This window comes from Kribbella capetownensis, assembly GCF_004331485.1.
Lineage (GTDB): Bacteria > Actinomycetota > Actinomycetes > Propionibacteriales > Kribbellaceae > Kribbella > Kribbella capetownensis.
This window is the reverse complement of the sequence record NZ_SJKD01000003.1, coordinates 764,232-774,747: the sequence shown is the minus strand read 5'-3', so window position 1 is coordinate 774,747 and position 10,516 is coordinate 764,232. Positions and strand designations below refer to the sequence as shown.

Sequence of the window (10,516 nt, the reverse complement as noted above, 5' to 3'; positions counted from 1 at the left end):
GCAGACGCGTCAACGTCCTCCACGCCATACTCCGCACCCGCACCCCCTACGAGGCCCGCCAAAGACTCACCGCCGCTTGACTCACACATCAGGCTGCACGCCCCTCGCCGCGTGCTGCACGTCACTGCCCAGACTGTGAAATCGGTACCCTCCGGTTGTGAAGATCGCAGGCCTCGTCCTCGCCGCCGGCGCCGGCCGCCGGATGGGCACACCCAAAGCGCTCGTCCGCGACCCCGACGGCCTCGCGTGGGTGGTCCGGACCATCCGCCTCCTGGTCGAGGCCGACTGCTCTCCGATCCTGGTCGTCATCGGCGCCGCCGCCGACCAGGTCCGAGCGGTCCTGGTTGACGAGCCCGTCCAGGTGGTCGAGGCAACGAACTGGGACGAGGGGATGGGCGCTTCGCTCCGAGAGGGTTTGAAGGCCGCGCCGCAGGATGCCGACGGAGTGGTCGTCGTACCGGTGGATGTCCCGGGCCTGACGGCAGCCGCAGTACGTCGGGTCGCGGGGAACAGGTCGTCCTTGGTACGAGCGGTGTACGACGGCGAGCCGGGTCACCCCGTATTCCTGGGCCGGGACCATTGGGACGGGGTTATCGCAACTGCGCAGGGAGACAGCGGAGCCCGGGGGTATCTGCGGAAACACCAAGCAGAGAAGGCCGAATGTGCGGATGTCGCCGAGGGCGATGACGTCGACACGGTCGAGCAACTGCCGAATGGACATCACGCCGACTGAGCCTTGGCAACGGCGCTGCGGCTGCGAGATGCTGAAAAGATGAACTTGTTCGGTTCCGCGGCAGAGCTCGCCGAGCGGCTGCGCGGAACCGGATATCTGGCCGGCGACGGCCTGGCCACGGTCGGGTACCTAGCCCTCGCCCTGCACCGGCCGTTGCTGCTCGAGGGCGAGCCCGGCACCGGCAAGACCTCGCTGGCCGCCGCGATCGCCGAAGCACTCGACCTGCAGCTGATCCGGCTGCAGTGCTACGAAGGCATCGACGCGACCCAGGCGCTCTACGACTGGGACTTTCCTCGCCAGATCCTGCATCTGCGCACGGTCGAGGCGACCAGCTCGGACCCGGCCGTCGAAGAGGTCGAGAAGTCGCTGTTCGACGAGCGCTTCCTGCTCGCCCGCCCGGTGCTGCGCGCGCTCCGCGAGAGTCCGGCGGTGCTGCTGATCGACGAGATCGACCGCGCCGACGACGAGTTCGAGGCGTTCCTGCTCGAGGTCCTGTCGACGTACGAGGTCACCATCCCCGAACTCGGCACGATCACCGCCGAGACGCCGCCGATCGTCGTACTCACCTCGAACCGCACCCGCGAGGTCCACGACGCGCTGAAGCGTCGTTGCCTCTACCACTGGATCGACCACCCGGGCCTGGCCCGCGAGGTCGAGATCGTCCGCACCCGGCTGCCCGAGGTGTCGCACCGGCTGGCCGAGCAGGTGGCGCGCTCGGTGCAGCGGATGCGTGAGCTCGATCTGCTCAAGCCGCCCGGGGTGGCGGAGACGCTCGACTGGGCTCGCGCACTCGGTGCCCTCGGCACCGAGATCCTCGACGTGGAGACCGCGGCGGTGACGTTGGGTGCCGTGCTCAAGTACCGCGAGGACACCGACCGGGTGCGCGAATCACTGGACCGGTTACTGGCGAGCTGAGGACAGATGACCGCACCAGATCTCGCGTTGGCCGGCTTCGCGTCGGCGCTCCGGCACGCGGGACTGGCAGTCACTTCCGATCGGGTGCACCTCTTCCTCCAGGCGGTCGCCACGCTTGATGCGGGCGTCACCGCGGACGTCTACTGGGCCGGCCGCGCCGCTTTGTGTTCGGGACCCGACGACACCGCCCGGTACGACGAGGTGTTCGCCGCGTGGTTCTCCGGAGACCGGTCCAACGGCGCGGCCCGGCGTACGACGACTCAGCCCTCGGTGCAGGCCGCCCTCGAGGTGGACGACAGTGCGGGAAGCGAGGACGGCGACCAGTCGTCGAACGCCTCCGCGAGTACGACGGAGGTCCTCCGGCACCGCGACGTCGCCGAACTGTCCGCCAGCGATCGCGCTCAGCTGAACCGCCTGTTCGGTTCCCTGCGTCCCCGGATCCCGGTACGCCGTACCGTCCGGCGACGCCCATCGCATCGCGGCGACATCGACCCGCGGCGCACGCTCCGGGCTCAACTGCGGCAGGTCGGCGAGCCCGCCCGCGTCCACTACCGCCGCCGCGGTACCCGACCGCGCCGGGTCGTCGTACTCGTCGATGTCTCCGGTTCGATGCGCCCGTACGCCGACAGCCTGTTGCGGCTCGCGCACACGATGGTCCAGCGCGCGCCACGGTCCGTCGAGGTGTTCACGATCGGGACTCGGTTGACCCGGGTGACTCCGGCGTTGCGTCGAGGCGATGCGGAGTCCGCGCTGCGGTCGGCGGGGAACGTCGTACCGGACTGGTCGGGTGGCACCCGGCTCGGTGAAGTGCTCAAGGTTTTTCTGGACCGGTGGGGCCAGCGGGGGATGGCGCGCCGGTCGATCGTGGTGGTGTGCAGCGACGGTTGGGAACGCGGCGACACCACCTTGCTCGGTGCGCAGGTGCAACGGCTGGCTGCGCTGGCGCATCGGGTGGTCTGGCTGAATCCGCATCGAGGCAAGCCCGGATACCTGCCGGTGCAGACCGGGATCGTTGCGGTGCTACCCCATCTGGACGAACTCGTCGCGGGGCACAGCCTGGCCAGTTTTGCTGATCTCCTGGAGGTGGTTGCCGATGCGTGATGTGCTCGAGCGATTGATGGAGTGGTGGCGCGCGGGCGAGTCGGTTGCCGTGGGCACGGTTGTCGCGACGTTCTCGTCGGCGCCGCGGTTGCCAGGTGCGGTGATGCTGGTCGGGCCTGACGGCGAGGCGGTCGGCAGCGTGTCGGGCGGCTGTGTCGAGGGCGCGGTGTACCAGCTGGGCGAGGAGATCCTCGAGTCCGGCGAGTCGACGCTGCAGCGGTACGGCGTGAGCGACGAGTCGGCGTTCGCCGTCGGGCTCACCTGTGGCGGGATCATCGACATCTTCGTCGAGCGGGTCGATCGCTCGTCGTACCCGGAGCTGGGAGAAGTGGCGGCCGACGTCGAGGCCGGTCGGCCGGTGGCGGTGGCGACCGTGATCGCGCATCCCGATCCGGCCAGGATCGGCCGGCGGATGGTGGTGCGCCCGGTCGGTCAGCCGACGGCGGGAACGCTCGGATCGTCGCGGGCCGACGATGCGGTGGCCGACGACGCGCGCGGGCTGTTGGCGGCAGGGCGGACGGAAACGCTGGAGTACGGGCCGGACGGGCAGCGGCGCGGCGAGGGAATGCGGGTGTTCGTCTCGTCGCACGCGCCGGTGCCGCGGCTGTTGGTGTTCGGCGCGATCGACTTCGCTGCGGCGGTGGCGAAGCTCGGATCGTTCCTGGGGTATCGGGTGACGGTGTGCGATGCGCGGGCGGTGTTCGCGACGGCGTCGCGGTTCCCGTCGGCCGACGAGGTGATCGTCGACTGGCCGCATCGCTACCTGAAGGCCGAGGCGGAGGCCGGGCGGATCGACGGCCGGACCGTCATCTGTGTGCTGACCCACGACCCGAAGTTCGACGTACCCCTGCTGGAGGTGGCGTTGCGGTTGCCGCAGCTGGCCTACATCGGGGCGATGGGTTCGCGGCGGACCCACGACGACCGGATGAAGCGGCTGCAGGAGGCCGGGCTGACCGACGCGGAACTGGCCAGGCTGGCGAGTCCGATCGGTCTCGACCTCGGCGGGCGGACACCGGAGGAGACCGCGGTCAGCATCGCCGCCGAGATCATCGCCCTGCGCTGGGGCGGTGCCGGCGACCGGCTGACGGCAGTGGCAGGGCCGATTCATCACTGAACATCTCTTGTGGTGGACATCACAGGAGAGCAGGATCCCAACGGACGACTGTGCTCACTTCTGGAGGCGGGGCGATGACCCGGATCACGGTGAAGGTCGACGGAAGCAGTTTCACGGACGAAGTGGAACCGCGCACGCTGCTCGTGCATTACCTGCGCGAGCAACTGGGGAAGACAGGGACTGTGGTCGGCTGTGACACCAGCAACTGCGGCTCCTGCACGGTTCATCTGGACGGCCGGAGTGTGAAGTCCTGCTCGCTGTTCGCGGTCCAGGCCGACGGGCACGAGGTGACGACGATCGAGGGCCTCGCGGCCAACGGGCAGTTGCATCCGATGCAGCAGGCCTTCCACGAGAACCACGCGTTGCAGTGCGGCTACTGCACGCCAGGGATGATCATGCAGTCCCTCGATCTGATCGCCGACAATCCGGATCCGTCCGAGGACGACGTCCGGCTAGGGCTCGAAGGCAACCTCTGCCGGTGCACCGGCTACCAGAACATCGTCAAGGCCGTCCGCGCCGCCGCCGCTGCGGGAGGTGCGCAATGACGACGACCGAGGCACGCCCGACCGCAGAGGTCGGCAACCCGCGCCGACGCAAGGAGGACGCCCGCCTCGTCACCGGCCGGACCCGCTGGACCGACAACATCGTGCTCCCGGGCATGCTGCACCTGGCGATGGTGCGCAGCCCGTTCGCCCACGCGCGGATCACCGCGATCGACACTGAGGCCGCTCGGGCCGCCACCGGGGTGATCGCCGTACTGACCGGGGCCGACATTGCCGACGAGCAGGGTGCGTTGCCGAACGCCTGGGCGATCGTGCCGGAGCAGAAGGCGCCGGTGCACCCGTCGATGGCGGTCGACCACGTCGCGTTCGCCGGCGAGATCGTTGCCATGGTCGTGGCCCGGAACGCGGCCGAGGCGAACGACGCCGCCGACCTGATCGACGTGGACTACGAGGAACTGCCGCCGGTCCTCGACCTGCGCCAGGCCGCTACCGACTCGTCGCTCGCGCACCCGGACCTGGGCACCAACGTGTCTGCGGTGTGGTCGTTCGACTCGGCCTCGGCCGGCACCGGTGGCGACGTCGAGGCTGCCATCACGGCCGCCCGCGACGGCGGGATCCTGATCGAGAAGGAGATCCGCCAGCAGCGGCTGATCCCGGCGTTCATGGAACCGCGGTCGATTGTCGTCGATCCGACTCCCGAACAAATGACCGTGTGGTCCTCGACCCAGGTGCCGCACTTCGTCAAGATCTTCATCGCGCTCGTGCTCGGCATCCCGGAGAGCAAGATCCGGGTGATCGCGCCGGACGTCGGCGGCGGGTTCGGCGGCAAGCTCCAGTTCACGCCGGAGGAAGTGCTCACCGTCATCGCGGCCCGGCGGACCGGGAAGCCCTGTAAATACAGCGAATCCCGGTCGGAGTCGCTGATGGCCGCGCACCACGGCCGGGACCAGTGGCAGAAGCTGACGCTGGCCGCGACCAACGACGGTGACGTGACCGGCCTCAAGGTCGAACTGATCGCCGACATGGGCGCCTACCTCGGCCTGGTCACGTCGGCGATCCCGTTGCTCGGTGCCTTCATGTACAACGGCATCTACAAGTTCCCGTCGTACCACCTGAAGTGCACGAACGTGTTCACGAACAAGACCTGGACCGATGCCTACCGCGGTGCCGGCCGGCCGGAGGCGACGTTCGCGATCGAGCGGCTGATGGACGAGTTGGCCGCCAAGGTCGGGGCCGACGCGCTGGCGATCCGGGAGCGGAACTGGATCAAGCACGAGGAGTTCCCGTTCGCGACGGTGGCCGGGCTGAAGTACGACTCCGGCAACTACGAGGCCGCGACCGCGAAGGCCCGCGAGCTCTTCCGGTACGACGAGTTGCGGGCCGAACAGCTGAAGCGGCGCGAGTCCGGTGACCCGGTCCAGCTCGGCATCGGCGTCTCGACGTACACCGAGATGTGTGGGCTGGCGCCGTCGCGGTGGCTCGGCTCGATGGGGTACGTCGGTGGTGGCTGGGAGCACGCGTCGATCCGGATGCTGCCCACCGGCAAGGTCGAGGTGATCACCGGAACGAGTCCGCACGGGCAGGGACACGAGACCGCGTGGAGCCAGATCGTCGCCGACCGGCTCGGCGTCGGCTTCGACGACATCGAAGTACTGCACGGTGACACGCAGGTCGCGCCGCGCGGCCTGGACACCTACGGCTCGCGGTCGCTGGCGGTCGGTGGGATGGCGGTGCTCGCCGCGGCCGACCGGGTGATCGAGAAGGCCAAGCCGATCGCGGCGCAGTTGCTGGAGGCAAACGTCGACGACCTCGAGTTCTCCGGCGGCCGGTACGGCGTCCGCGGAACCGAGTCGGGGATGACGATGGCCGAGCTCGCGTTCGCGGTCTTCCAGGGGCACAAGCTGGATGGCTCGGCGGAAGGGTGCCTGGACGCGGACGCGACCCTGGATCCGGAGGACTTCTCCTTCCCGCACGGCACGCATCTGTGCGCGGTGGAGGTCGACACCGAGACCGGTGCCACCTCGATCCGGTCGTACGTGAGCGTCGACGATGTCGGGGTTGTCGTCAATCCGATGATCGTCGAGGGTCAGGTACACGGCGGCCTGGCGCAGGGCATCGCGCAGGCGCTGTTCGAGGAGGCTGTGCACGACGAGAGCGGCACGCTGGTGAGCGGCTCGTTCGTCGAGTACCTGGTCCCGTCGTCGGCCGATCTGCCGTCGTTCACCACGGCCCGGACCGAGACGCCGTCGACGACGAACCAGTTGGGCGTGAAGGGAGTCGGCGAGGCAGGCACGATCGCCTCGACGCCGGCTGTCGTCAATGCGATTGTCGACGCCGTGCGCCACCTCGGCGTGTCGGACGTGCCGATGCCCTGTACGCCGTACCGGGTCTGGAAGGCCTTGCAGGAAGGGGCGCAGTCATGATCCCGGCAGCTTTCGAGTACTTCACGCCGTCGACGGTCGACGAGGCGGTCGCGCTGCTGCGGGACCAGCCCGACGCGAAGGTGCTGGCCGGTGGCCAGAGCCTGATGCCGGTCCTGCGGTTGCGCCTCGCGGCGCCCGAGACGATTGTCGACATCGGGCGGATCGGCGAACTGCAGGGCGTTCGCGACGACGGCGATGCGCTGGTGATCGGTGCGATGACGCCGCACAGCACGGTGCAGGCCGATCCGCTGGTCGGCGAGCACGCCCGGCTGGTGTCGTTGGCGACGGCAACGATCGCGGATCCGCAGGTGCGGCATCGCGGTACGTTCGGCGGTTCGCTCGCGCATGCGGACCCGGCCGGTGATCTGCCCGCCGTCGCGGTTGCCCTCGATGCGTCGTTCGTGATCGCCGGCCCGGACGGCCGTCGTACCGTCGCCGCTGCCGACTTCTTCGAGGGCGTGTTCAGTACGGCGCTCGCCGAGGACGAACTGCTGGTCGAGGTGCGGGTGCCGAAGTACACCGGCTGGGGCGCGCACTACGAGAAGTTCAACCGGGTCGCGCAGCAGTGGTCGATCGTGGCCGTCGCGGCCGCGGTCCGGCTGGACGGGGACTCGATCGCGGAGGCGCGGGTCGGGCTCACCAACATGGGTTCGACCCCGATCCGGGCGAGCGCGGTCGAGGCCGCGCTGGTCGGCCGGCCCGCGACCCCGGAGGCCGTGCGCGAGGCCGCGGCGCTGGCGGCCGACGGGACGTCTCCGGTGTCCGACCTCAACGGCGATGCGGACTATCGCCGGCATCTCGCGTCGGTGTTGACGCGGCGTGCGGTGCTCTCGGCGGCGGGGACCGGATGAAGCTCGAGCACAAGTTCGTCGTACCGGCTCCCGTCGACGAGGCGTGGGTCGCGTTCAACGACCTCGGAAGGGTGGTGCCGTGTTTCCCCGGCGCCACCCTGACGTCGACGGAGGGCGACGAGTTCACCGGCTCCTGCAAGGTGAAGCTGGGACCGGTGTCACTCCAGTACTCCGGCAACGGGACCTTCGTCGAGCGCGACGAGTCCGACCATCACGCCGTGATCGAGGCCAAGGGCAAGGACCGCCGCGGCAACGGCACGGCAAGCGTCCGGGTGGTAGCCCGCCTGACCGCGGCCGACGCGACCTCTACCCAGGTCACCGTGGACACCGACCTGACCATCACCGGCCGCCCCGCCCAATTCGGCCGTGGCCTCATCCAAGAGGTCTCCGACCGCCTCCTGGACCAATTCACCACCTGCCTGACCACAACTCTCCAAACCCCCACCACATCCACCACCCCAACGTCCGGGGCAACGTCCGCCCCATCCACCACCCCCGCGACCCCGTCGGCGTCCGCTGCCTCCACCGAACCCACTGCTCAGGCTCAGCCCGCCGGCCCAGCCCCAGCCGCGGAACCAGCCGAGTCTGCAGACCAAACCCGCGTGGGCGCGGGTTCCGGGTCGGGGGAGCTCAACCTGGTGGCGAGCATGCTCCCGGTCCTCGCCCGCCGGGTCCGGCCTTACCTGATCGGGGCCGTGGTCGCGCTCGTCCTCCGCCGGCTGTTCCGTCGCTGAGTATTCACGACTGCTCGGGCGTGGGTGGGCCGCCGGGGGGCCACTCGACCAGCTCGATGCGGTACCCGTCGGGGTCTGTCACCCACGACGTCTTCGGACCGTCCGGACCTCCAGGCAGCTCGGGAGCGCCAGGCTTCAGCCCGCCGTCGGTCAGCCGGTCGACGGTTGCGGTCAGCGACTCGACTTCGATTGCCAGGTGCGCGAACCCGCCGACGACGACCGGCCCGTCGGCGGGGCGGTGCACGAGTTCGAGCGACACGGCCGCTTCGTCGGGCAGTTTCAGCCAGACCAGGCTCGACCCGTCGTCGAACGGCACCGTGCCGAGCTCGGCGTACCCGACAGTCCGATAGAAGGCGAGCGAACGCTCGAGGTCACTCACACGCAACGCGAAGAGGATTGTCTTCATGTTGACGATCCAACTGACGGCACCCGCGCACGTCAACGCACGCGGTGGGAGAGGATGTCGGCATGCGAGTGCTGATTGCGCCGGACAAGTTCGCGGGCACGCTGACGGCCGTCGAGGCGGCCGCGGCGATCGAGGAAGGGTGGCGGCGGCAGGATCCGCAGGCCGAGGTGCTGGTCGCGCCGATGGCCGACGGCGGTCCGGGGTTCATCGACGTACTGTCCGCGGTCGTCGACGGGACGCTCCTGTCGGTCACCGTCCGCGGCCCGCTGGGTGACGACACCCCGGCGACCGTGCTGCTCGCGGGCGAAGCGGCGTACGTCGAGACCGCGCAGGCGTGCGGCCTGCACTTGATCGAGCCGAAGCAGCGCCGGCCCGAGGACGCGACGACGTACGGCGTGGGTCAGCTGATCGCGGCCGCGGTGGAGGCCGGTGCCAAGCGCATCATCCTCGGACTCGGCGGCTCTGGAACGAACGACGCCGGCGCCGGCCTGCTGGCGGCCCTCGGCGCAACCGCGACCGGAGGGCGCCTGGACGCCGGTGCCACCGGGCTCGCGGAGCTGACCGCCGTCGACCTGGAGCCGGCCCGGGAGCGGATGGCCGGGATCGAGTTCGTCGCGGCGAGTGACGTGGAGAACCCGATGCTCGGTCTGCGTGGCGCGACCAACATCTTCGGCACCCAGAAGGGCATCACCGACGAGCGCAAGCCGGCGGTCGACGGCTGGCTGACCAGGTTCGCCGAGCTCGCCGGCCGGAAGACCGCCGACCAAAAGGGTGCCGGCGCCGCCGGTGGTCTCGGCTACGCGCTGCTACTCCTCGGTGCCGATCGCATCTCCGGCATCGACCTGGTCGCCGACCTGACCGGCCTGAAGGAGAAAGCGTCGAGGGTCGACCTGGTGCTGAGCGGTGAGGGTGCGTTCGACTTCCAGTCCCGTGATGGCAAGGTGATCGCCGGCGTCGCGAAGGTCGCGAACGACGCCATGCGCCCGTGCGTCGTTCTGGCCGGCAAGGTGCAGATCGGTTCCCGCGAGATGCGCACCATGGGCGTCGAGTCGGCGTACTCGCTGGTCGACGCGGTGGGGGAGGAGCGCGCCTTCGCCGACCCGCACGGCTCGCTGGCGGCGGTTGCGGAGCGTGTCGCCCGGACCTGGGCCCGCTGATCACCCTGCGACCGGGGTTGTTGATCCTGGAAATTGGTGTGCGACCATGGGAATGGTTCCGAATCGGCGCATGTTGATTCGAAATGACAGCGGACTTTCCGCGCACGGTTGCCTGCCCACACGGCAGCCGGGCGCTCACGAGATGACTGGAGTCAGGAATGACTGAAGCGCAGACCGAGCAGACCGTCGCCACGGGTGTTCTCCTCACCGACGGGGCCGCCGCCAAGGTGAAGGCGCTGCTCGAGCAGGAAGGCCGCGACGATCTCGCGCTGCGGGTCGCCGTGCAGCCGGGCGGCTGCTCCGGGCTGCGGTACCAGCTGTTCTTCGACGAGCGTCAGCTCGACGGTGACGTGGTGGCCGACTTCGGCGGCGTGAACGTGGTGACGGACCGGATGAGCGCGCCGTACCTGAAGGGCGCCTCGATCGACTTCGTCGACACGATCGAGAAGCAGGGATTCACGATCGACAACCCGAACGCCACCGGCTCCTGCGCCTGCGGCGACTCGTTCAACTGAGCCTCCTCGAAGCCCCCGGCACCGGTTGGTGCCGGGGGCTTCGTCGTGTCCGGACCCGGTCCGG

General features: G+C 69.6%; 11 protein-coding genes. 10 read left to right on the top strand and 1 reads right to left on the bottom strand.

Features of this window, described 5'->3' with window-relative positions; translation table 11 throughout:
- Positions 1 to 157: 157 nt before the first annotated feature.
- The 8 genes from E0H75_RS18335 (at position 158) to E0H75_RS18300 (ending at position 8,374) form a co-directional block, all read left to right on the top strand.
- Positions 158 to 733, top strand: a complete 576-nt coding sequence (locus E0H75_RS18335; protein ID WP_238163107.1) for a nucleotidyltransferase family protein — start codon at positions 158 to 160, stop codon at positions 731 to 733.
- A 39-nt stretch (positions 734 to 772) separates the two neighbouring features.
- Positions 773 to 1,648, top strand: coding sequence for an AAA family ATPase (locus tag E0H75_RS18330; RefSeq protein WP_131514729.1), 876 nt, complete (start codon positions 773 to 775; stop codon positions 1,646 to 1,648).
- A 6-nt stretch (positions 1,649 to 1,654) separates the two neighbouring features.
- A complete protein-coding gene (locus tag E0H75_RS18325) occupies positions 1,655 to 2,749 on the top strand; it encodes a vWA domain-containing protein (RefSeq protein ID WP_131514728.1) in 1,095 nt (364 codons plus the stop codon).
- On the top strand, positions 2,742 to 3,863 hold the full coding sequence (locus tag E0H75_RS18320) for an XdhC family protein (RefSeq protein ID WP_131514727.1): 1,122 nt from the start codon (positions 2,742 to 2,744) through the stop codon (positions 3,861 to 3,863). The genes E0H75_RS18325 and E0H75_RS18320 overlap by 8 nt, the downstream gene beginning before the upstream one ends.
- 74 nt (positions 3,864 to 3,937) lie before the next feature.
- Positions 3,938 to 4,408 (top strand): (2Fe-2S)-binding protein, encoded by a 471-nt coding sequence (locus tag E0H75_RS18315; RefSeq protein WP_131514726.1) that lies wholly within the window; start codon positions 3,938 to 3,940, stop codon positions 4,406 to 4,408.
- The gene (locus E0H75_RS18310; protein WP_131514725.1) at positions 4,405 to 6,789 is read left to right on the top strand and encodes a xanthine dehydrogenase family protein molybdopterin-binding subunit; all 2,385 of its coding nucleotides are present in this window, start codon (positions 4,405 to 4,407) and stop codon (positions 6,787 to 6,789) included. Before E0H75_RS18315 ends, E0H75_RS18310 begins: the two co-directional genes overlap by 4 nt.
- On the top strand, positions 6,786 to 7,640 hold the full coding sequence (locus E0H75_RS18305; RefSeq protein WP_131514724.1) for an FAD binding domain-containing protein: 855 nt from the start codon (positions 6,786 to 6,788) through the stop codon (positions 7,638 to 7,640). The genes E0H75_RS18310 and E0H75_RS18305 overlap by 4 nt, the downstream gene beginning before the upstream one ends.
- Positions 7,637 to 8,374, top strand: coding sequence for an SRPBCC family protein (locus E0H75_RS18300; protein WP_131514723.1), 738 nt, complete (start codon positions 7,637 to 7,639; stop codon positions 8,372 to 8,374). Before E0H75_RS18305 ends, E0H75_RS18300 begins: the two co-directional genes overlap by 4 nt.
- A gap of 4 nt (positions 8,375 to 8,378) precedes the next feature.
- Here E0H75_RS18300 and E0H75_RS18295 read toward each other — a convergent pair whose 3' ends face one another.
- Positions 8,379 to 8,780: a VOC family protein gene (locus E0H75_RS18295; protein WP_131514722.1), complete on the bottom strand. Its 402-nt coding sequence runs from the start codon at positions 8,778 to 8,780 to the stop codon at positions 8,379 to 8,381.
- 62 nt (positions 8,781 to 8,842) lie between these two features.
- On the opposite strand from E0H75_RS18295, the gene E0H75_RS18290 reads away from it, so the two are divergent.
- Together E0H75_RS18290 and E0H75_RS18285 are read left to right on the top strand one after the other, a co-directional pair.
- On the top strand, positions 8,843 to 9,937 hold the full coding sequence (locus E0H75_RS18290) for a glycerate kinase family protein (RefSeq protein ID WP_131514721.1): 1,095 nt from the start codon (positions 8,843 to 8,845) through the stop codon (positions 9,935 to 9,937).
- 158 nt (positions 9,938 to 10,095) lie between these two features.
- Positions 10,096 to 10,452, top strand: a complete 357-nt coding sequence (locus tag E0H75_RS18285) for a HesB/IscA family protein (RefSeq protein ID WP_131514720.1) — start codon at positions 10,096 to 10,098, stop codon at positions 10,450 to 10,452.
- Positions 10,453 to 10,516 lie beyond the last annotated feature (64 nt).

What these genes read in the sequence shown, in the direction of transcription:
- E0H75_RS18330 (WP_131514729.1), top strand. Translation starts at nt 773, where the DNA reads ATGAACTTGTTCGGTTCCGCGGCAGAGCTCGCCGAGCGGCTGCGCGGA.
- E0H75_RS18325 (WP_131514728.1), top strand. Translation starts at nt 1,655, where the DNA reads ATGACCGCACCAGATCTCGCGTTGGCCGGCTTCGCGTCGGCGCTCCGG.
- E0H75_RS18320 (WP_131514727.1), top strand. Translation starts at nt 2,742, where the DNA reads ATGCGTGATGTGCTCGAGCGATTGATGGAGTGGTGGCGCGCGGGCGAG.
- E0H75_RS18315 (WP_131514726.1), top strand. Translation starts at nt 3,938, where the DNA reads ATGACCCGGATCACGGTGAAGGTCGACGGAAGCAGTTTCACGGACGAA.
- E0H75_RS18310 (WP_131514725.1), top strand. Translation starts at nt 4,405, where the DNA reads ATGACGACGACCGAGGCACGCCCGACCGCAGAGGTCGGCAACCCGCGC.
- E0H75_RS18305 (WP_131514724.1), top strand. Translation starts at nt 6,786, where the DNA reads ATGATCCCGGCAGCTTTCGAGTACTTCACGCCGTCGACGGTCGACGAG.
- E0H75_RS18300 (WP_131514723.1), top strand. Translation starts at nt 7,637, where the DNA reads ATGAAGCTCGAGCACAAGTTCGTCGTACCGGCTCCCGTCGACGAGGCG.
- E0H75_RS18295 (WP_131514722.1), bottom strand. Translation starts at nt 8,780, where the DNA reads ATGAAGACAATCCTCTTCGCGTTGCGTGTGAGTGACCTCGAGCGTTCG.
- E0H75_RS18290 (WP_131514721.1), top strand. Translation starts at nt 8,843, where the DNA reads ATGCGAGTGCTGATTGCGCCGGACAAGTTCGCGGGCACGCTGACGGCC.
- E0H75_RS18285 (WP_131514720.1), top strand. Translation starts at nt 10,096, where the DNA reads ATGACTGAAGCGCAGACCGAGCAGACCGTCGCCACGGGTGTTCTCCTC.